19 protein-coding genes are annotated in these 19547 nt (G+C 71.2%); 13 read left to right on the forward strand and 6 right to left on the reverse strand.

The features are described 5' to 3' along the window. Window positions 1–8 precede the first annotated feature (8 nt). Together acs and ASE68_RS18500 are read left to right on the forward strand one after the other, a co-directional pair. On the forward strand, window positions 9–2024 hold the full coding sequence (gene acs, locus ASE68_RS18495) for an acetate--CoA ligase (RefSeq protein ID WP_055863074.1): 2016 nt from the start codon (window positions 9–11) through the stop codon (window positions 2022–2024). A 158-nt stretch (window positions 2025–2182) separates the two neighbouring features. Further along, a complete protein-coding gene (locus tag ASE68_RS18500; protein WP_055862982.1) occupies window positions 2183–2485 on the forward strand; it encodes a DUF4190 domain-containing protein in 303 nt (100 codons plus the stop codon). A gap of 76 nt (window positions 2486–2561) precedes the next feature. Here the strand turns inward: ASE68_RS18500 and ASE68_RS18505 are convergent, their stop codons facing one another. Continuing rightward, the gene (locus tag ASE68_RS18505) at window positions 2562–4070 is read right to left on the reverse strand and encodes an MFS transporter (RefSeq protein ID WP_082462497.1); all 1509 of its coding nucleotides are present in this window, start codon (window positions 4068–4070) and stop codon (window positions 2562–2564) included. An 89-nt stretch (window positions 4071–4159) separates the two neighbouring features. On the opposite strand from ASE68_RS18505, the gene ASE68_RS18510 reads away from it, so the two are divergent. Beyond that, a complete protein-coding gene (locus ASE68_RS18510; protein WP_162238299.1) occupies window positions 4160–4789 on the forward strand; it encodes a TetR/AcrR family transcriptional regulator in 630 nt (209 codons plus the stop codon). A 13-nt stretch (window positions 4790–4802) separates the two neighbouring features. On the opposite strand, the gene ASE68_RS18515 is transcribed toward ASE68_RS18510, so the two are convergent. Continuing rightward, entirely contained in the window at window positions 4803–5567 is a 765-nt protein-coding gene (locus ASE68_RS18515) for a DNA alkylation repair protein (RefSeq protein ID WP_055862986.1), read from the reverse strand. A gap of 231 nt (window positions 5568–5798) precedes the next feature. On the opposite strand from ASE68_RS18515, the gene ASE68_RS18520 reads away from it, so the two are divergent. Both ASE68_RS18520 and ASE68_RS18525 read left to right on the forward strand, forming a co-directional pair. After that, window positions 5799–7247 carry a DUF6421 family protein gene (locus tag ASE68_RS18520; protein WP_055862988.1) on the forward strand — a complete coding sequence of 483 codons (1449 nt, stop codon included), beginning with the start codon at window positions 5799–5801 and terminating at the stop codon, window positions 7245–7247. Then, window positions 7244–7927: an SDR family oxidoreductase gene (locus tag ASE68_RS18525; protein WP_055862990.1), complete on the forward strand. Its 684-nt coding sequence runs from the start codon at window positions 7244–7246 to the stop codon at window positions 7925–7927. The genes ASE68_RS18520 and ASE68_RS18525 overlap by 4 nt, the downstream gene beginning before the upstream one ends. Window positions 7928–7964: 37 nt before the next feature. Here the strand turns inward: ASE68_RS18525 and ASE68_RS18530 are convergent, their stop codons facing one another. After that, the gene (locus ASE68_RS18530) at window positions 7965–9026 is read right to left on the reverse strand and encodes a hypothetical protein (RefSeq protein ID WP_055862992.1); all 1062 of its coding nucleotides are present in this window, start codon (window positions 9024–9026) and stop codon (window positions 7965–7967) included. A 103-nt stretch (window positions 9027–9129) separates the two neighbouring features. Here ASE68_RS18530 and ASE68_RS18535 point away from each other — a divergent pair, with 103 nt between their 5' ends. Further along, complete coding sequence (locus ASE68_RS18535; RefSeq protein ID WP_055862993.1) at window positions 9130–9513, forward strand: phage holin family protein; 384 nt, start codon at window positions 9130–9132, stop codon at window positions 9511–9513. A gap of 14 nt (window positions 9514–9527) precedes the next feature. Here ASE68_RS18535 and ASE68_RS18540 read toward each other — a convergent pair whose 3' ends face one another. Continuing rightward, complete coding sequence (locus ASE68_RS18540; RefSeq protein ID WP_055862995.1) at window positions 9528–10892, reverse strand: MFS transporter; 1365 nt, start codon at window positions 10890–10892, stop codon at window positions 9528–9530. Between the two features lie 245 nt (window positions 10893–11137). Between ASE68_RS18540 and ASE68_RS18545 the strand changes: the two genes are divergently transcribed. Together ASE68_RS18545 and ASE68_RS18550 are read left to right on the forward strand one after the other, a co-directional pair. Beyond that, window positions 11138–11983: a PIG-L deacetylase family protein gene (locus tag ASE68_RS18545; protein WP_055862997.1), complete on the forward strand. Its 846-nt coding sequence runs from the start codon at window positions 11138–11140 to the stop codon at window positions 11981–11983. 119 nt (window positions 11984–12102) lie between these two features. After that, entirely contained in the window at window positions 12103–12978 is an 876-nt protein-coding gene (locus ASE68_RS18550; RefSeq protein WP_055862998.1) for an alpha/beta fold hydrolase, read from the forward strand. Between the two features lie 25 nt (window positions 12979–13003). Here the strand turns inward: ASE68_RS18550 and ASE68_RS18555 are convergent, their stop codons facing one another. Beyond that, window positions 13004–14404 (reverse strand): FAD-binding oxidoreductase, encoded by a 1401-nt coding sequence (locus ASE68_RS18555; RefSeq protein ID WP_055863001.1) that lies wholly within the window; start codon window positions 14402–14404, stop codon window positions 13004–13006. 117 nt (window positions 14405–14521) lie between these two features. On the opposite strand from ASE68_RS18555, the gene ASE68_RS18560 reads away from it, so the two are divergent. From ASE68_RS18560 to ASE68_RS18580, 5 genes are all read left to right on the forward strand, one after another. Continuing rightward, window positions 14522–15892, forward strand: a complete 1371-nt coding sequence (locus ASE68_RS18560) for a sensor histidine kinase (protein ID WP_055863003.1) — start codon at window positions 14522–14524, stop codon at window positions 15890–15892. Then, on the forward strand, window positions 15889–16644 hold the full coding sequence (locus ASE68_RS18565) for a response regulator transcription factor (RefSeq protein ID WP_055863005.1): 756 nt from the start codon (window positions 15889–15891) through the stop codon (window positions 16642–16644). Before ASE68_RS18560 ends, ASE68_RS18565 begins: the two co-directional genes overlap by 4 nt. A 132-nt stretch (window positions 16645–16776) precedes the next feature. Further along, window positions 16777–17118: a helix-turn-helix transcriptional regulator gene (locus ASE68_RS18570; protein ID WP_055863006.1), complete on the forward strand. Its 342-nt coding sequence runs from the start codon at window positions 16777–16779 to the stop codon at window positions 17116–17118. Next, window positions 17111–17587 carry an SRPBCC domain-containing protein gene (locus ASE68_RS18575; RefSeq protein WP_055863008.1) on the forward strand — a complete coding sequence of 159 codons (477 nt, stop codon included), beginning with the start codon at window positions 17111–17113 and terminating at the stop codon, window positions 17585–17587. The genes ASE68_RS18570 and ASE68_RS18575 overlap by 8 nt, the downstream gene beginning before the upstream one ends. Continuing rightward, the gene (locus tag ASE68_RS18580) at window positions 17587–18165 is read left to right on the forward strand and encodes a dihydrofolate reductase family protein (RefSeq protein ID WP_055863010.1); all 579 of its coding nucleotides are present in this window, start codon (window positions 17587–17589) and stop codon (window positions 18163–18165) included. Before ASE68_RS18575 ends, ASE68_RS18580 begins: the two co-directional genes overlap by 1 nt. Here ASE68_RS18580 and ASE68_RS18585 read toward each other — a convergent pair. Then, on the reverse strand, window positions 18140–19513 hold the full coding sequence (locus ASE68_RS18585) for an MFS transporter (protein ID WP_055863079.1): 1374 nt from the start codon (window positions 19511–19513) through the stop codon (window positions 18140–18142). The two genes, ASE68_RS18580 and ASE68_RS18585, sit on opposite strands and share 26 nt — an antisense overlap. Window positions 19514–19547 lie beyond the last annotated feature (34 nt).

Below are 19547 nucleotides of genomic sequence, written 5' to 3' on the forward strand. Positions count from 1 at the left end.
ATCCCACCATCTCGGGCCTGCTCGACGAGCACCGCCGCTTCCCCGCGGCGCCGGCCTTCGCCGCACAGGCGAACGTCGACGAGGCGTGGATCGCGAACGCCCCCGCCGACCCGGTCGAGTTCTGGTCGCAGCAGGCGGAGCGCCTCGACTGGGCCGAGCCCTGGCACACGGCCCACACGTGGCATCCGACCCTCGCCGATGCCGTGACCGGCGAGCTCAGCGTGCCCCGCGCGGAGTGGTTCGCGGGCGGGCGCCTGAACGCGAGCGTCAACGCCGTCGACCGCCATGTCGCGGCCGGTCGCGGCGACAAGGTCGCCTTCCACTTCGAGGGCGAGCGCGGCGACCGTCGATCGCTCACCTACGCCGAGCTGCAGCGCGAGGTCGCGAAGGCGGCGCATGCGCTCACCGAGCTCGGCATCGTCGCGGGCGACCGGGTCGTCGTCTACCTGCCCGTGCTGCTCGAGACCGTCATCGCGACGCTCGCGGTCACGCGCATCGGGGCGGTGCACTCGCTCGTGTTCGGCGGGTTCTCGGCCGAGGCGCTGCGGTTCCGCGTCGAGGACACGGGGGCGAAGCTCGTCATCACGACCGACGGGCAGTTCCGCCGGGGCGCGGCGGTGCCGGTCAAGGCCGCCGTCGACGAGGCCGTCGCGGGCGTGGCATCCGTCGAGCACGTGCTCGTGATCCGGCGCACCGGCGACGAGACGCCCGACCTGCCGTTCATGCCCGGACGCGACGTGTGGTGGCACGAGATCGTGGCCCGCCAGCCCGACGTGCACGAGGCGGCGAGCTACGACGCGGAGCATCCGCTCTTCATCATCTACACGAGCGGCACGACCGGAAAGCCCAAGGGCCTCGTGCACACGACCGGCGGGTACCTCACGCACGTCGCCTACAGCTACTGGGCGGTCTTCGACGCGAAGCCCGACGACGTCTACTGGTGCACCGCCGACCTCGCGTGGGTCACCGCGCACAGCTACGTGCACTACGGCCCGCTGCTCTCGGGCACGACGAGCGTCATCTACGAGGGCACGCCGAACACCCCGCACCCGGGACGACACTTCGAGATCATCGAGCGCTACGGCGTCACGACGTACTACACGGCGCCCACCCTCATCCGCTCGCTCATGACGTGGTTCCCGGCGGGCATCCCCGGGCCGGATGCGGGCGGCTACGACCTGTCGTCGATCCGCCTGCTCGGCTCGGTCGGCGAGGCGATCAACCCCGAGGCGTGGATCTGGTTCCGCGAGCAGCTCGGCGCGGGCACCGCCCCCATCGTCGACACGTGGTGGCAGTCCGAGACGGGCGCGGCCGTCATGGCACCGCTGCCCGGCGTCTCGACGCTGAAGCCCGGCTCCTCGCTTCGCGCACTGCCCGGGCTCACGACGCGCGTCGTCGATGAGCAGGGGGCGGATGTCGCGCGCGGCCACGGCGGCTACCTCGTCGTCGACGGCACCTGGCCGGGCATGGCGCGCACCGTCTGGGGCAACCCCGAGCGGTACCGCGACTCCTACTGGGCCCGCTTCGCCGACCGCGGATACTTCTTCTCGGGCGACGGCGCGAAGGTCGACGCCGACGGCGACATCTGGCTGCTCGGCCGCGTCGACGACGTCATCAACGTCTCGGGCCACCGGCTCTCGACGATCGAGATCGAGTCGGCGCTCGTCGCGCACTCCTCAGTCGGCGAGGCCGGGGTCGTCGGCGTCTCGGATGCGACGACGGGCGAGGCGATCGTGGCGTTCGTCGTGGCATCCGACGCCCTGACCGGCACCGCGGGAGCCTCGGCGCCCGCGGCGGAGCGGGCCGCTGCACTGCGCTCGCACGTGGCGACGGCCATCGGCCCGATCGCGAAGCCGCGCGAGGTCGTGTTCGTCGCCGACCTGCCCAAGACCCGGTCTGGCAAGATCATGCGGCGGCTGCTCGTGGACCTCGCCGAGGGGCGCCGGCTCGGCGACACGACGTCGTTGCAGGACGACCGCGTGCCCGACGCGATCGCAGCCGTGCTCGCGGCGCCGGTCGAGTAGCGCAGCGCAGCCCGGGTCGTGACGCCCGACGTCATCTCGTGACGGGCGCAGAGTACTCCCCATTGACGGGCGACCGCCAGACCTGCCACGCTGCATCCGGCGATCACCGCCATTTCACCGAGGCGATCACCGCCACTCCAACCCAGAAGGAAGCCCGCATGTCTGACCTGCCTCCCGCCCCCGCTCCCGCCCCGCAGCCCGCTGCCCCGGTCGCGCCGTCCGAGAAGTGGAACGTGCTGTCGATCGTCGGCTTCGTGCTGTCGATCATCGGCTTCAACGTCGTCGCGATCGTGCTCGGCTTCATCGGCCTCAGCCAGGTCAAGAAGACCGGCGAGCGCGGCCGCGGCCTCGCCCTCGCCGCCGTCATCATCGGCTTCGCGTCGATCGTGCTCGGCATCATCCTCACCATCGTCTTCTTCTCGGTGCTCGCCACGTCTGGCGCCGTCACCAGCACCTACTGACGCTCTCGACGAAGCCCCCGTCCGGTGCATCCGGGCGGGGGCTTCGTCGTGTGCTCCGGTCGCGGAGGAGCCGGCGTCAGCCGATCGCGGCAGGCGAGCGGCGCCCGGAGGGCAGCAGCAGCCCGATGACCGCGGAGGCGAGCAGCACGGCCGCACCGACGGCGACGGCCGGCTGCGCGCCCACCGTGTAGAGGTCGGGCACGAGTTCGCCGCCGGCCCCGGTGAACACGGCGGTCGACACCGCGATGCCGAGCGCGACGCCGACCTCGCGGAGCATCGAGTTCGTGCCGCTCGCCTTGGCGTGGTCGACCGGTGCCATGGTCGCGAGCACGGCCGTCGCCGACGGCGCGAACACGAGGCCCATGCCGACACCGGCGACGATGAAGGGCACGACGTACGCCGCGTACTCGACGCCCGGCTCGAGCAGGGTGGTCAGCCAGAACAGCGCCCCGCCGAGCAGCGCGAGTCCGGCGACGATGAGCGTGCGGGTGCCGACCCGCGGGGCGAAGATGCCGGCCAGCGGCGCGACGACCATCGGGGCGAGGGTCCACGGCGAGGTCTGCACCGCCGCTTCGAAGGGGCTCGCACCCTGCACGACCTGCAGGAACTGGATCAGGATGAAGATCGACCCGAAGGCGCCGAAGCTGAACCCGAAGCCCACGAGGTTCGCCACCGAGAAACTGCGGTCGCGGAACAGTCGCAGCGGCAGCAGCGGTGCCGACGCACGCGTCTCCCAGAACAGGAAGGCGAGCAGCAGCACGCCGCCGCCGATCAGGCCGGCGAGCACCTCGGTGCTGTCCCAGCCGGCCTCGTTGCCGCGCACGATGCCGTAGACGAGCGCGAGCAGTCCGAGCCCCGAGAGCAGCAGGCCGACGACGTCGGCCCGAAGGCGGGCGCCGAAGCTGTTCGGCAGGGCGAGCAGGGCGAGCACGACCGAGACCACGCCGACGGGCACGTTGATCCAGAAGATCGCCTGCCACGACCATCCCTCGATGACCGCGCCGCCGATGAGCGGCCCGACCGCGACGCCGAGGCCGGCGACGCCGCCCCAGATGCCGATCGCGAGCGGGCGGCGTGCGAGCGAGACCGAGCCGGCGAGCAGGGTGAGCGAGAGCGGCATGATCGCCGCAGCGCCGAAGCCCTGGGCCGCGCGGGCCGCGATGAGCTGCCCGGGATCGGTGGCGAGCGCCGCGAGCGCGGAGCTCAGCGTGAACACGACGATGCCGATGACGAAGACGGTGCGCCGCCCGTATCGGTCGCCGAGCGCCACGGCCATGAGGATCGTGCTCGCGAACGCGAGCGTGTAGGCGTTCATGAACCACTGCAGTTCTTCGACGGATGCCCCGAAGTCGGCGTGCAGCACGGGCAGCGCGTTCGTCATCACGAGGTTGTCGAGCGTCGCCATGAACATCGGCAGCGCGGAGGCGAGCAGCACGAGCCAGAGCGCGCGCGGGCCGCGACGGCCGCCCGCGACGGCGTCGGACCCGCGGCCCGCCGGGTCGTCGATCGTGCCGCCTGGGCCGCGCGCGGCATCCGTCACCTGGTCTTCGGTGCTGATCGAGGTCGGTTCGGCCGTGGTGGACATGGCGCGACTCCTTGGGTTCGAGGTTGTTGTTATCGGATGATTACTTACGTTTTCTTGCACTGTAGTAATCGACTGATAACATGTCAAGCATGAGTCCCGAAGCCGCCGAAGTCCTCGAAACCGCCGCCCCGGCCGGCCGGATGAGCGCGGCCGATCGTCGCGAGCAGATCCTCGTCGCGGCCACCGCCGTATTCGGCTCCAAGACCTACGTGGGCACCACGACCGACGAGGTGGCCCGCGCGGCCGGCGTGAGCCAGCCCTACGTCGTGCGCTTGTTCGGCACGAAGCAGAACCTCTACATCGAGGTCATCCAGCGTGCCTACGAGCACTTGCTCGAGGCGTTCCGCCAAGCCCTGCCCGGCCCGGTCGAAGAGCGCGCGTCGCGCCTCGGCGCCGCGTACACCGGCCTGCTCGCCGAACGCGGCATGCTGCCCGTGATCGCCGGCTCAACGCAGATCGGCGGGGAGGCCGGCATCGGCCAGGTCGCGCGCGACGGCTTCAGCCGCCTGTGGGAGTTCATCCGCGTCGACGCGGGCTTCTCGGCCGACGACACCCGCGGGTTCTTCGCCACCGGAATGCTCATCAACGCCGTCGTCGGGCTGCGCCTCACCGACGACTACGGCACCGGCGTCAGCGCGACCGAGGTGCTCGACGAGTGCTTCCCCGACGCGCTCGAGAAGGTGCGCGCGTTCCTGCCCAAGGTCGGCGAGCCCTGGTGAGCCGGCCCGCGGTTCACCGCAGCGAGCGGTAGAACGCCCGTTCCTCGGGCGAGAGGTGCTCGGTCGCGTACGACAGCATCGTGCGCGGCATCCGAGCTGCGTACTCGTCGAGGAACCCGGTGAGCACGTCGCGATCGACACGCTTGCCCGTCTCGCGCAGCATCCAGCCGACGGCCTTGTGCATGAGGTCCTCGCGGTCGGCTAGCAGCCTCGGCGCGAGCCGAAGGATCGGCCCGGCGTCGCCGGCCTTGATGAACGCGAAGGTCGCGAGCACTGCCACCCGGCGTTCCCACAGCGCGTCGGATGCCGCGAGCCGATCGAGCAGCGTCAGGTCGCCGTCGCCCGAGCGCAGGTACTCCCCGACCAGGTACTCGGCCGAAGCGTCGACGAGGTCCCAGTTGTTCACGTGCCCGGCCCGCACGGCGTCGAGATAGGCGGCATGCAGCGCGCCCCGCATCTCGTCGTCGCGGGTGCGGGGCCTGCTCGCGACCTCGAACCGCCGCACCATCACGATGAGGGCCGCGAGCCGGTGCTCGTGCACGGGGCTCTCGAGCAGGGCGGATGCCTCGGCGAGCGGCATCCGCTCGAAGCCCTTCACGATGGCGCGGGTCGTCGGCACGCGCACCCCGACGAAGACGTCGCCCTCGCCGTACTGGCCGGGGCCCGTCTTGAAGAAGCGCTGCAGGAACTCCGCGTCGACCGGATCACCGGCCGCATCGATCGCCGCGGCGAGCGTACCCGCGGTCTGCTCGGCGGCCGCCCGGCCCGAATCGGTCATGCTGCGGATGCTACCGCCGCGGGCGCGGCGACCGTTCGGACCGCTCCCGCCACCCGCGCACGCATGTTCCGCCGCTTGGCGATCTGTTCCGCCGAATCGCGGAGGAACGCAGCAATCGTGCACCGGTTGTCAACCAATCGCACTCGAATGCCTCGTAGCCTTGAACCGCACGGCGATTCCCACCGCGCATCCAGCGCCGATCGGCGCGATTCCCGAGGAACGGAGGTTCACATGTCGACCACTGCTGCCGACGCCATCATCGGCGAACCCGAGGTCCTCGAAGACGCGTTCAGCGCAGCCGACCTCGCACTCGCGACCGGCGTCGAGACCGACCGGGCGTGGCTCGCGCTGAAGTCCGCGGCCACCGAGCTGCAGTCCCTGCAGGTCAAGGACGGCTCGGTCGCCGAGGCCACCGACCACGGGCGCGCCGGCGAGCTCGTCGACACGATCGTCGCGTCGATCGAGGCGCTCGCACCGCGGTTCCCGCACGAGGCCGAGTACCTCGCGGCATCCGTCGTCGACTTCCGCCGCTGGCAGGCCGAGGGCTTCGGCGTGCCCGACTTCCTCGACTCGCTGCTGGCGTTCCAGCCGCAGCGGCACCGCATCGACGGCATCCGGCACCTCGTCGTGTTCCCCATGGTCACGCAGAACGGCTCGCCCGACCGCCATGTCGAGGCGCTCGTCGTCGAGACGATCTGGCCCGAGTTCATCGCCGCGCTCGAGGCCGGCGACTACGGCAACAAGCTCTTCGTGAGCCTGCGCCTCGTCGACTTCACGCCCGGCTACGACACGAACTCGGCGGTGCTGTTCCCCGAGACCGTGGCGATGCGCGAGATCCCTCCGTTCACGTGGGGGGCGATCTTCCAGGACCGCGAGGCGGCCAGGTACCGCAAGGTCGTGCGCGCGGCATCCGAGATCACGAAGCTCGAACTGCCGGCCGACGCGGCCGCGCTGCTCGAGAGCCAGGAGCTCGCCGAGCGCACGTTCGTGATGTGGGACATCATCCACGACCGCACGCACATGCGCGGCGACCTGCCGTTCGACCCGTTCATGATCAAGCAGCGCATGCCGTTCTTCCTCTACTCGCTCGAGGAGCTGCGGTGCGACCTCACCGCGTTCCGCGAGTCGGTGAAGATCGAGCGCAGCCTGCGCGCCAGGTCGGCCTCGGGCGACGCGCTCACCGACGTCGAGGCGCAGCTGCTCGAGCACGCGAAGCTCGTGCAGTACGCGGTGATCTTCGACCGCATCTTCCGCTTCGCGATCACGGGTTCGCGCGTGCGCAACTACGACGGTCTCGGCGGCCAGCTGCTCTTCGCATGGCTGCACCGCAAGCACGTGCTCGAGTGGACGGATGTCTCGCTGAGCTTCGACTGGGACGCCGTGCCCGACGCGGTCGTCGAGCTCGGCGACGCGATCGACGAGCTCTACTGGAAGTCGATCGACCGCCCGAAGACCGTGCACTGGCTCGCCGCCTACGACCTCGTCACGAGCGTCGTCACGCCGAACCCCGCGTCGATGTGGGCCGAGGGCCTGCCGCGCGAGGTGCTCGCCGGGCCGCCGAAGGGCTACACCGACCTCGTGATGGACGACGAGTTCCCTCTGTCGATGTTCTACGAGGCCCTCGACAAGAAGATGAAGCCCGTCATCGAGTCGACCGTGGGCATCACGGCGACCTCATGACCGATCAGTTCCCGGCCGTCACCGGCCTCGCCGGCCGCACCGTGCTCATCGCGGGCGCGACCAGCGCCTCGGGGCGCGTGCTCGCGCGGGCCCTGCTCGAGGCGGGCGCGCGCGTCATCGCGGTCGGCAGCGACCAGGGCCGCATCGACGCGCTCGAGGCCGAGATCCCCGGCGTCGTCGGCGAGCGCGCCGACCTGACCGACGGCGACGACGTGCTCGAGCTCGCGATGCGGGTGCACGCGGCGGTCGGCGACGTCGACGGCGTGATTCACCTCGTCGGCGGCTGGCGCGGCGGCGGCGGCATCCCCGGGCAGACCGAAGAGGACTACCGCGTGCTCGAGCGCTCGTTCACGGCGCTCCGATACGTGAGCCGGGCGTTCTGGGACGACCTGCTCGCCTCGCCCGCCGGCCGCATCGCGATGGTCTCCTCGACCACCGTCGCTGCGCCGACGGCCGGCGGCGCGAACTACACCGCGGTCAAGGCCGCGAGCGAGTCGTGGATGCGCTCCCTCGCGCAGGGCATCGCGAAGGCCGAGGCGCCGGCCGCAGCCGTGACGTTCCGCGTGAAGGCGCTCGAGGGGCTCGAGGGGCGGCTCGCAACCTCCGTCGTCGACCTCTGGAGCACGGATGCCGCGGCTGCGGCCGAGCTCAACGGAACCGTCGTCGACCTCTCGGCGTAGCGAGCTCGCCGCCCCGCGTCTCGACCCGGGGTGCGGGTCAGTCGAACGTGCGGTAGCCGCTGGCGCCGAGCCCGGTCGACCAGCATCCGCCGCCGGCGTTGGTGTCGCTCGTGTCGCCGAACGCGGCGAGGTTCCACGCGGCGATCTGCTCATCGCTCAGGCCCGACGGCATCGCCGGCGACCCGTCGGGCGAGTCGTAGGCGGGGTTCCAGTACTCCCAGTAGCCGTAGTCGAGCCCGAGTTCGGTCATGCACGAGCGCACGGCCGACTGGAACTCGAGCCAGTTCTCGCGTGCGGTCGGCACCTCGGGGCCCGGCAGCGGGGGCACCGGCGCACTCAGCGGAGTGCCGGCCGCCTCGGCGGCCTCGGCTTGCCGCTGCGCCTGCGCGCGGCATCCATCGTCGGTCTCGGGGGAGCCTCGCAACGCGGTCGACCAGGCGATCGCCTCATCACCCGAGAGCCCGAGGGGCTCAGGGCTGCCGCCGAGCCACCACTGCCAGTCGAGGTACTCGAAGCCCGCGTCAGCCATGCATGATCGCACGATCGCCTCACGACCGAGCCAGGCCGACTTCTCAGCGTCGGACACGAAGGCCGGGTCGCCGACCGTGACGTAGGGGTTGTACTCAGGCGACATCGGGTCGCTCGGGTCGAGGGGCTCGTCGGGCGGGCCGGGCACGACGGGGGCGCCGTCGGGGTCGGGAGCCGGCGTCGGAGTCGCCTCCGCGGGCGGCGCGGGCGTCGCCGGCGGGGGTTGGGTCGGAGCGGGGTCGGAGCCCGAGTCGCCGTCGGCATCGGCCGCGCCACCGTCGATCTGGCGCACTCCCGACGCGTCGGTTCCGATGTCGCCGTCGTCGGCGCGATCGGTGCCGAGCACCTTGGCGAGGATCACCGCGGGCGACGCGTCGTCGCCGCCGGCCGCATGCACTCCGGCGGTCGCGCCCATCGCGCAGAGCACCAGCACGCCGGCCGCCCCGAACCCGAGGGCCCTGCGGCTGAGGCCGCGCCCGTTCGGGTTCGGGGCTCGACCGTGACCCGTACCGCTCTGGGTGCGGGTGGCGTGCGTTCGGCGACGCCGAACGATCCCACGGCGCAGTGACATCACCTGATCCTACCGCCACCCCCCATTCGGGGCACATCCTCCCAGCGCATGCTCAGGGCATGTCGTCCCGCACGAACGCCGCGACGGGCGCTACGCTCACGGCATGGTGCGCAACCTCCTCAACCTGGCGGTCTTCCTCGCGACGGCGGCCATCGCGCTGCTGGTCGCATCCCTGCTCGTTCCGGGCTTCCACGTGCACCCCGGCGGCTTCATCGTGGCGATCCTCGTGTTCGCCATCGCGCAGGCGCTCGTCGAGTGGCTCGTGCGCAGCATCTTCCACCGCTCGGCACCGACGGTGGCGGGCATCGCGGGCCTCATCTCGACCTTCCTCGCGCTGTGGATCGCCTCGCTGTTCAGCGGCGTCAGCTTCGACGGCCTCGGCGGCTGGATCCTCGCCACCGTGATCGTCTGGCTCATCACGGCGATCCTCGGGTGGGTCGCCGCCAAGTTCATCTCGCCCCGGTTCGACCGACCCGCCAAGCGCTGATCCGGGCTGCGCGCCTACTCGGCTCGCGGAGGCACGTCGCCCACGTCGGCCGTCGGGTCGCCGGGGTCTCCGGGGTCTCCGGGGTCTCCGAGGCCGCCGACCTCGCCTGTCACCGTCGCGACATCCGCCGCCTCGCCGCTGCGCCGGCTGAGCCAGACGAACGGCACCGCGAGCGCCTGCAGCGCACCGCTCAGCGCGAGCGAGAACGGGTAGCCCCAGACATCCGCCGACCGCCCGAGCACCGGCTGGATCACCGCGGCGCCCGTGCTGCCGACGAGCGAGTCGAACGACAGCACGGTCGCGCGTTGGCTCGAGGGGATCATGTCGTTCAGGTACGCCTGGCGCACCGGCCCCGCGGCCGCATCGATGAGCGACCACAGCACGAGCAGGAGGAGCGCGACCCAGAAGCTCCGGTTCACGCCGAGCACGACGAGGATGCCGGCGCTCACCGCGACCGACAGGATGATCGACGTCGTGCGCTTGCGGAACCGCCGACGCAGCCACGGCGCCACGAGCCCTCCGATGATCTGCGACCCGGCCACGATGCCCGCCGCGAGTCCGGCGATCGAGTACGCACCCTCGTCGCCCCACAGTTCGAGCAGGTACGGCTGCAGCGCGTAGAAGACGTAGAACCCGACGCCGGCGGTGAACATCGACGAGAGCATCATGTAGCGCACGCCCGGCCTGCCGAGCCCGTACTTCACGGATGCCACGAGCACCTGCTTCGTCGCCGCGATCGGGTGCCCCCGGCCGGCCGGCGTGAACCCCAGGTCGCGCATGAGCAGCCACGCGACCACGAACATGAGCACCAGCACGCCCGCGCGCATGAGGAACGGCACCCCGAGATCCGTCGCCTGCGCGACGACGCCGCCGAGCGTCGACCCGCCGAGCATCGCGATGCCCGCCACCGAGATGCCGCGCCCGAAGACCCGCTCGAGGCTGCCCGTGTACCCCGTCGCCGTGAGCGCGTCGACGAGCCACGCCTCGACCGCGCCCGAGAAGAACGTGAACCCGAGCCCGAGCAGCACCGAGACGAGCGCCCATGCCCAGAACGGCGAGTGCCACACCCACAGCAGGTAGTAGAGCACCGTGGTCACGGCCAGCGTCACCGTGCCGAGCAGGTACGACACCCGGCGGCCGAGCGTGTCGGCGATCACGCCCGTCGGTACCTCGAACACGACCATGCCGATCGAGAAGAACGAGTTCGCGGCGAACGCCTCGAGGTTCGTGAGCCCCGCATCGAGCAGGAACAGGGTGTTGATGCCCCAGATGAAGGATGCCGCGAGGGTGTTGCCGATGAGCAGGGTGAAGTAGACGGCCTGCACGCGGCCCGGCGTGGAGGTCGGCACCGACGGCGTCGCTGCCGTCGGCGAGCTCATGGCGCGATCCGGCTCACCCGCCCATCCTCCGCCTCCTCCGTCGCGGCCGCCACCCACGTGCAGCGGCCGCCTCCTCGCCCGCTCCTGCCCTCCCCCCGTCCGGCTCCCGTCCTCCTCGCCTCCCGAAACCGAGCGTGATTCGGGCGATCGGATGCCGCGGAGTAGCATGCTGCAACCCCCACGCCCGCGGCATCCGGCGCCACCCACGCCGCCGCGCGGCATCCGCTCGACCCGAAAGCACCCACATGCGCAAGCGCACTGTCGCGCTCATCACCGTCTCGGCCGTCGCCCTCGCCCTCGTCGGCGGGGTGTACTGGGCCGGACGCGACCTGTTCCACGAACCCTCCGCCGAAGGCGTCGAGTCCGTCGTCGGCGAACTCGGCGGCACCCGGGTGCTCGGCGTCTTCGCGCACCCCGACGACGAGCAGACCGTGAACGGGCTCTTCTTCCGGGCCAAGCACCGCGACGGCGCGTACACCGCCATGATCACGGCGACCCGCGGCGAGGCCGGCGAGCAGGGCCCCGTCGTCGGACGCCAGGAGGATCTCGGCGACATCCGCAAGGCCGAGGCGCTGAAGAACAGCTTCAACCTCGGCGTCGACGAGCACGAGGTCTGGGACTACCCAGACGGCGGCGTGCCCGAGGTCGACGAAGACGAGCTCGTCGACCGCGTGGCCGCCACGATGCGCCGCATCAAGCCCGACGTCGTCGTGACGTTCTGGCCCGCGAGCGGTGCCACCGGTCACGAGGACCACATGCAGATGGGGCACGTCACCGAGCTCGCGATCGCCCAGCTCGAGGAGGCCGGCGGCTCGTACACCGGCCCCGACGAGATCGTCTACACGATCAGCCCGACGAAGGCGCTCATCGCATTCGGCGGCAAGGTCGGCGCCTTCGTCGTCGCGAACCAGCCCGAGCCGAATTACGCGATGCCCGCCGAGGTCGGCACGAAGTTCGAGGGGTGGCAGATCCACGCGTCGCAGCGCGACTTCATGCCCGAGTCGTACATCCTGCCCACCTGGGCGATCTACGCCCTCTGGGACCACGAGTTCTACCGCACGCGCGACCTCGCGGCCGACCCGCTGGACTGATCCGCTGCAGCCCGGGCGCGCGCATGTGCCGCCCGGGCTTGCCCGCGGGTCCACGCCGAACCAGACTGAGCCACACGCCGGATGATCCGGCCGAACGTTCGAGGAACGAGACGACGAAGATGCCGACCATCACGAGCTCAGACGGCATCCGCCTGCACTACGTCGAATCGGGCGACCCGGCGGGCCGACCTGTCGTGCTCATCGCCGGATTCAAGGCCGCCGCGACGAGCTGGCACTACCAGGTGAAGCCGCTCACGCGGGCGGGCTACCGGGTCATCGCGTTCGACCGTCGCGGGCACGGGCGCTCCGAGATCGGCCCCGAAGACGGCCACACCATGGACCGGCACGGCGCCGACATCGGCGACCTCGTCGAGCAGCTCGACCTCGTCGACGCGACGCTCGTCGGGCAGTCGATGGGCGGCAACGCGATCTGGGCGCTGCTCGGGTCGGCCGGCGCTGCGGGCTCGGTCGGCACTGCAGGGTCGGCCGGGTCGGCCGGCACCGAAGGCTCGACCGGCGCCCGCGGCATCCGCGACGTCGTAATCGTCGACCAGACGCCGAAGATGCTGAACTCCGACGACTGGGCGCACGGCTTCTACGACTACGACGACACCAACGCCGACACCCTGTTCGCGACCGGCATCCCCGATCCGGGCAGATTCCCGCTGAAGACCAAGGGGCTCGTGCGCATCGCGCGGGTGCTGCGGGCGATGGAACTGCCGAAGGGCGGCAAGCCGACGTTCACCGAGGCCGAGCTCGCACTTCTGGGCGATCACGCGAAGCGCGACTGGCGACCCGGGATCGCCGCAGCCGAGGTGCCCGCGTTCTTCGTCGCCGGAGCCGAGAGCGAGTTCTGGCCCGCCGCGCACGCCGCGGCGTCCGCCGAGCTGAATCCGCTCGCGAGCTCAACCGTGATCGAGCACGACGGACACGCGGCGAACCTCGAGCAGCCTGCTCGCTTCAACGACGAGCTCCTGGCGTTCCTCGCCCGCTGAGCCGCGGCATCCGCCTCTCGCGCGCTCAGCCCGGGAACGCCTTGCCCGGGTTCAGCGTGCCCTTCGGGTCGAGGGCCCGCTTGATCGAGGCGTGCATCGCGATGACCCGCTCGCCGAGCTCGAGCTCCGCGCCGGGCAGCTTCAGCAGGCCGACGCCGTGCTCGCCCGTCACCGTGCCCCCGAGCTCGCGGCACTCGTCGACGATGCGGTCGAACGCGAGCTTCGCCCTGGCCTTCGCGTCGTCGTCGCCCTCTGGCGCGATGATGAGCGGGTGCAGGTTGCCGTCGCCCGCGTGCGCGATGTTGGCGATGACGACGTCGTACTCCGCCGCCGCGGACTGGATGCGCGCGAGCATCTCGGGCACGGCCCCGCGCGGCACGCAGACGTCTTCGGTGAGCACCGGTCCGAGGCGCTCGAGTGCGGGGTACGCGAGGCGACGTGCGACGAAGAGCCGGTCGACCTCGTCGGCGTCGACGGCCTGCTCGACCGAGAGCGCGCCGGCGACGGCCATGAGGTCGGCGACGGATGCCGCGTGCCGCTCGCCGAGCGCACCGACCTCGTCGACCTTCGCGAGCAGCAGGGTGTCGACCCCGTGCGGCAGCCCGAGCGACTGCCAGGCGTCGATCGCCTCGATGCAGGTGCGATCGAGGATCTCGAGGGCCGACGGCACGATGCCCGACGCGCTGATCGCCGCGACCGCCTCGCCGGCGGCGACCAGCGAGCCGAAGGCGCCGACGATCGCCCGCTCCTCACGGCCGGCGAGCGGCAGCAGCTTCACCGTGACCTGGGTGATGATGCCGAGCGTACCCTCCGACCCGACCATGAGCGCCGTGAGGTCGTAGCCGGTGACGCCCTTCGCGGTGCGCCGGCCGAGGTCGACGATCTCACCGTCGGCGAGCACGACGCGCAGGCCGAGCACGTAGTCGCGGGTGACGCCGTACTTCACGCAGCAGATGCCGCCCGCGTTCGTGGCCGCGTTGCCGCCGATCGTCGAGATGCGATAGCTCGCCGGGTCGGGCGGATACCAGAGGCCCTGCTCGGCGACGGCCTGGCGCAGCGTGTCGTTGATGACGCCGGCCTCGGCGACGGCGAACCGCTCGTCGGCGTCGATCTCGACGATCCGCGTCATACGCTCGAGCGAGAGCACGATGCTGTTCGCCACGGCGTTGGCTCCGCCCGAGAGCCCGGTGCCCGCACCACGGGGCACCACTCGGATCCCGGTTGCCGCGGCGAGCCGCACCACGGCGACCACGTCGTGCTCGTACTCGGCGAGCACCACGGCGAGCGGGGTCTCGAACGGCGCCCACTCGGCGTCGTCGTGCGCGTACTCGGCGAGCGTCGCGGCATCCGTCACCACCTGGTCGGGACGCAGCACCCCGTGCAGTTCGGCGAGGACGGCGGCTTCGACGGGCAGGGCGTGACTCATGCGAGCGAGCCTAATCCCGGCGACGGCGGGTCGAGGCATCCGCCCACCCACGCCCCGGCGGCGGAACTCCGCCGCGCGACGGATCCGCTGCGGGCCCCGCCTCGGTAGCGTTGGGGGATGAGCGCCACCCTCGAACCATCCGTCATCGACGGCGTCGAGTGGGTCCGTCCGCGGCCCGGACGCCGGGCGTTCCGCAACGACCTGGTGCTCGCCGCCGTCCTCGCGGTCGCGTCCGCCGGCAGCGTGGTGCTCTACCGCATAGCGGGCATCGGCGACGATGCCCCGTGGTGGGGCTCGGCGCTCTGGGTGCTCGGCATGACCGCGCCTCTGGCCGTGCGGCGTCGTTGGCCCGAGGTCGTGGCGATCACGGCATCCGCCGCCTTCATCATCGGGGCGATGACCGAGACGATGGAGCTGCTCTTCTCGAACATCGCGCTCTTCATCGCGATCTACTCCGTCGGCGCCTGGTCACGCAGCCGCAGCCGCGCCAACATCGTGCGCACGGTGATCGTCGTGAGCATGTTCGCCTGGCTGTTCTGGGGGCTCATCACCTACTCGGCCATGCAGGACTACCTGCCCAACCTCGGGCGCGAGGGGCTGCTCTCCCCATACGTGGCCTACGGGCTCATCAACGTGCTCACGAACCTGCTGTACTTCGGCGGCGCGTGGTACTTCGGCGACGCCGCCTACCGCTCGGCACGGGCGCGGGCCGAGCTCGAGCAGCGCACCGCCGAGCTCGCCGCCGAACGCGAGCGCACGCGCGTGCAGGCGGTCGCCCTCGAGCGGCTGCGCATCGCCCGCGAACTGCACGACGTCGTCGCGCACCACGTGTCGGTCATCGGGGTGCAGGCCGGTGCCGCGCGCCGCGTGCTCGCGAAGGATCCGGATGCCGCGGCCGCGGCCCTCTCTTCCATCGAGTCGAGCGCACGCGACGCGGTCGACGAGCTGCACGGCCTCCTCGGCACGCTGCGCGGCGATGCGGACACCGGCTCGATCGACCTCGCGACCGGACGCGCCGTCGGAGACGGTCCGGCGACGGCGAGCACCTCGACCCGCTGCATCGATCGCATCGACGACCTCGTCGCCGAGAGCGCGACGAGCGGGCTGCCCGTGACCCTCGCGATCGTCGGCGAACCGCGCGCGGTGTCGGCGGTCGTCGACCTCAGCGCCTACCGCATCGCGCAGGAGGCCCTCACGAACGTGCGCAAGCACGCCGGATCCGCGGCGACCGCGGAGGTGCGCGTGCGGTGGGACGACGACGCCGTCGAACTCGAGGTGACGAACTCGGGCAGCGCGACGAGGTCGACGACGGGGCGCAGCACCGGCACGGCAGGCCGCGCCGACCCTGCCGGCGGCGGGCTCGGCCTGCTCGGCATGCGCGAACGCGTCGCCGCGGCAGGCGGCACCCTCGAGACCGGTCCGCGGGCTCGTGGCGGCTACCTCGTGCGCGCCAGGTTCCCGCTGCGCCGAGAGGAGGTGCGCTCGTGAGCATCCGCGTGCTCGTCGTCGACGACCAGAGCCTCGTGCGCGCCGGCTTCCGCACGATCCTCGACTCCGAGGACGGCATCGAGGTCGTGGGCGAGGCCTCCGACGGTGCCGCGGCGATCGCCCAGGTCGCAGCCCTCGCGCCCGACGTCGTCTGCATGGACGTGCAGATGCCCGGGATGGACGGGCTCGAGGCGACGCGCCGCATCACGGCCGATGCGACCTCCACCGCAGCCGTGCTCGTGCTCACGACCTTCAACCGCGAGGACTACCTGTTCGAGGCGCTCGAGGCCGGCGCCAGCGGGTTCCTGCTGAAGAACTCGAGCCCCGAACAGCTCATCGAGGCCGTGCAGGTCGTCGCCCGCGGCGACGCGCTGCTCTCACCCGACGTGACCCGGCGCGTGATCGAGGCGGTCGCGAGCAGCGGAGCCGAGCGGATGCCGCGGCCGGCCGCCGCTCCCGAAACAGGCGCGGCTGGCGCCACCGCACCGGCAACAGGCACGAGCAGCTCGCCCGAGGGGCCCATTCCTGTTTCCGGTTCACCGGAACTCGCGTCGCTCACCGACCGTGAGCGCGAGGTGCTCGAGTTCCTCGCCGAGGGGATCTCGAACGCGCAGATCGCCCAGCGCATGTGGGTCGGCGAGGCCACCGTGAAGACCCACGTGTCGAAGGTGCTCATGAAGCTCGGGCTGCGCGATCGCGTGCATGCCGTCGTCTACGCCTACGAGCATGGCGTCGTCCGGCCTTCGTCGTAGTCGAGGCGCCGGAGGCGGGCCGAATGCGGGCCGGCGCCGAACGCGGCCACCCGGCCACCCGACCACCCGACCCTTGACGCGGTACGAGACGCGCCTTATGGTAAGCAAACGATTAATTAAGGAGTTGCTTACATGCAGAACGGGCCCGACGAGCTCAGCCTCGTGTTCCAGGCGCTCGCCGATCCGACGCGGCGCGAGATCCTCTCGCGGCTCCGCGGCGGCCCGACGACCGTCGGCGAACTGGCGGAGCCCTTCGCGATGAGCCGCCCGGCGATCTCGCAGCACCTGAAGGTGCTCGAGCGGGCAGGGCTCATCGAACGAACCGCAACGGCCCAATGGCGCACCTGCACACTCCGCACCGAGCCGCTCGACGAGGCATCCGCCTGGGTCGAACGCCACCGTGGCGAGTGGAACGCGCGCTTCGACGTGCTCGACGAGCGACTCCGCGAGCTGAAAGGACAGACGGATGCCTGAGCAGACCGCCTCCGCAACGAAGCAGTTCACCATCACCCGCGTCTTCGACGCACCCCGCGACCTCGTCTGGCAGGCCTGGACCGATCCCGACGAGGCCGCCATCTGGTGGCACCCCCGCGGCATCATCACGCCCCGCGAGAGCGTCGACCTCGACGTGCGCCCAGGTGGGCGGTACCGCTACACGATGATCGCGCCCGACGGAACCGAGTACCCGACGGCCGGCGTCTACCGTGAGATCACGCCGCCCGAGCGGCTCGTCATGACCTGGGGCTCGCCCGACGACCCCGACGAGACCGCGCCCGTGCTCACGATCGAGCTCGCCGAACACGGCGAGCGTGGCGAGCAGACGCGCATGACCTTCCACGTGCTGGGCGTCGACGGCGCCCCGGGCGACGAGAACGTCTACGACGGCTGGGACTCCGCGTTCGATCTGCTCGTCGAACACCTCGACGACTCCGGGAGGGAGTGATGGGCCGCCTCCTCGTCGAACAGGTCGTCACCGCCGACGGATACGCCGCCGACCCAGCGGGAGGCATCGACTTCTTCGAGGCACTCGTGCGACCCGGCGCCGACGGCGAGGTCCACCTCAACGACGCCGTGCAGCTCGCCTACGTCTCGCAGGCCGACGCGATCCTGTTCGGCGCGACGACCTATCGCATGTTCGCCGACTACTGGCCGGGCGTCGACCCCGCGGTCGAGCAGGTCGCAGAGCTCATCAACCGGCTGCCGAAGTTCGTGGTCTCGAACACGCTGGCTGCGGCGCCATGGGGCGACGGCGAGATCGAGGTGCTGCGCGGCGACGCACTCGAATCCGCCGCGATGGTGAAGGAGCGGTTCGCCACGGTCATCGTGTGGGGGAGCCTCACGCTCACCGACGCGCTGCTCGCCGCCGGACTCGTCGACGAGCTGCACCTGCGCGTCGTGCCCGTGCTGCTGGGTGCGGGGCGATCGTTCACCCCGCCCGCGGTCGGCGACCGCGCGCTCGAACTCGGCCACGTCGAGGCGCGGCCCGGCGGCGTCGTCAGTCTGCGCTACGTCGTGCGCTGAGCTCGTCCGCACCTGCATCATCATCGGCCTCGGCCTCCGACGGCGCCGCCCCTGGGCCCGACCGGTATTCGGCCGAGAGCAGTCGGTACGACCTGGTGGTGAACGCGGCGAGCGCCAGCACGACCATGGCGAGGCCCGCGACGAGGAACACGAACGCGATGCCCCTGGCCTCGCCCTCGCCGAGCAGCCAGCCCCACGACTGCTGCCCGGCATCGGTCTCCATGTAGGGGATGATGACGAACTCGGCGATCGGCGCGATGAGGAACGCCGTGATCGGCGCGGCCGCCGACTCGATCGCCGCCGCGAAGCCGAACACCCGGCCCTGTCGCCGGAACGTCACGACCTTCTGGATGACGGTCTGCTCGGCCGCCTCGACCGCCGGGATGAGGGCCATGTAGACCCAGATGCCGAGCCCGTAGAGCCACCACCACTCGCGGATGGTGAAGAGCGCGCCGAGCACGCCCATGGCCACGACGACGAGCAGCATCGTGCGGATGGGGTTCTTGCCGAGCCCGAACTTCGCGATCGCCAACCCGCCGATGACGAAGCCGGTCGCCGTGACGCCGAGCACGATGCCCCACACCTCGACGGGGAACAGGGTGAGGCCGTACGGGTCCATGAGCGCCATGTAGACCCCGCCGATGAGGTTGTTGAAGGTCGAGAAGATGATGAGGCCGAACAGCCCAGGCGCCAAGCGGATGGCCGCGATGCTGCCCTTGAGGTCGATCGTCGAGGCGCGTTCACCCTCGGCGGGCACCGGTCGCTCCTCGGGCACGGTGAGGAACAGCAGGTGCACGAGCGCGACGAGCGTCATCGCGATCGCGATGACGAGGGTCCACCCCATGCCGAGCAGGCCGATCGACAGGCCGCTGAACACGCTCGTCACGATGAACGCGAGGCCCTGCACGGTGCCGACGAGGCCGTTCGCATTGGCGTGCCGTTCGACCGGCACGAGCAGGGTGACCGTGGTCGAGAGCGCGATGTTGCGCATGTGCTCGATGACCGAGCCGAAGAGGATGATGCCCGAGAACGCCCAGAACCATGGCCCGCCGAGGTCGACGAGCGCGGACTCTGGCTGCAGCAGGTAGAGCACGCCGGCCACGACGAACGCCCCGAGCGTCACCAGGCTCGAGAAGACCATGACCTGCAGCTTGCGGTGGCGGTCGACGATCGAGCCGAACAGCATCGCGAAGAAGGCGATGAGCAGCATGTACGCGCCGCCGATGATGCCGGTCGCGAGCACCGACCGCGTCTCGAGGTAGACCCAGAACGTGAGCGCGAACCAGAGGAAGCTCGTGGTGATGTTCGCGATCGCGGTGTTCACGAGCACCTGCAGGAAGGTGCGCATGCCGTTGGGCGGCGGCACCACGCCCGCCTCGGCG

This window comes from Agromyces sp. Leaf222, from assembly GCF_001421565.1.
GTDB lineage: Bacteria > Actinomycetota > Actinomycetes > Actinomycetales > Microbacteriaceae > Agromyces.

Bases quoted from the DNA above. Each gene is read 5' to 3' on its own strand.
- ASE68_RS18500 (WP_055862982.1), top strand. From the start codon at position 2,183: ATGTCTGACCTGCCTCCCGCCCCCGCTCCCGCCCCGCAGCCCGCTGCC.
- ASE68_RS18505 (WP_082462497.1), bottom strand. From the start codon at position 4,070: ATGTCCACCACGGCCGAACCGACCTCGATCAGCACCGAAGACCAGGTG.
- ASE68_RS18510 (WP_162238299.1), top strand. From the start codon at position 4,160: ATGAGTCCCGAAGCCGCCGAAGTCCTCGAAACCGCCGCCCCGGCCGGC.
- ASE68_RS18515 (WP_055862986.1), bottom strand. From the start codon at position 5,567: ATGACCGATTCGGGCCGGGCGGCCGCCGAGCAGACCGCGGGTACGCTC.
- ASE68_RS18520 (WP_055862988.1), top strand. From the start codon at position 5,799: ATGTCGACCACTGCTGCCGACGCCATCATCGGCGAACCCGAGGTCCTC.
- ASE68_RS18525 (WP_055862990.1), top strand. From the start codon at position 7,244: ATGACCGATCAGTTCCCGGCCGTCACCGGCCTCGCCGGCCGCACCGTG.
- ASE68_RS18530 (WP_055862992.1), bottom strand. From the start codon at position 9,026: ATGTCACTGCGCCGTGGGATCGTTCGGCGTCGCCGAACGCACGCCACC.
- ASE68_RS18535 (WP_055862993.1), top strand. From the start codon at position 9,130: ATGGTGCGCAACCTCCTCAACCTGGCGGTCTTCCTCGCGACGGCGGCC.
- ASE68_RS18540 (WP_055862995.1), bottom strand. From the start codon at position 10,892: ATGAGCTCGCCGACGGCAGCGACGCCGTCGGTGCCGACCTCCACGCCG.
- ASE68_RS18545 (WP_055862997.1), top strand. From the start codon at position 11,138: ATGCGCAAGCGCACTGTCGCGCTCATCACCGTCTCGGCCGTCGCCCTC.
- ASE68_RS18550 (WP_055862998.1), top strand. From the start codon at position 12,103: ATGCCGACCATCACGAGCTCAGACGGCATCCGCCTGCACTACGTCGAA.
- ASE68_RS18555 (WP_055863001.1), bottom strand. From the start codon at position 14,404: ATGAGTCACGCCCTGCCCGTCGAAGCCGCCGTCCTCGCCGAACTGCAC.
- ASE68_RS18560 (WP_055863003.1), top strand. From the start codon at position 14,522: ATGAGCGCCACCCTCGAACCATCCGTCATCGACGGCGTCGAGTGGGTC.
- ASE68_RS18570 (WP_055863006.1), top strand. From the start codon at position 16,777: ATGCAGAACGGGCCCGACGAGCTCAGCCTCGTGTTCCAGGCGCTCGCC.
- ASE68_RS18575 (WP_055863008.1), top strand. From the start codon at position 17,111: ATGCCTGAGCAGACCGCCTCCGCAACGAAGCAGTTCACCATCACCCGC.
- ASE68_RS18580 (WP_055863010.1), top strand. From the start codon at position 17,587: ATGGGCCGCCTCCTCGTCGAACAGGTCGTCACCGCCGACGGATACGCC.
- ASE68_RS18585 (WP_055863079.1), bottom strand. From the start codon at position 19,513: ATGCGCACCTTCCTGCAGGTGCTCGTGAACACCGCGATCGCGAACATC.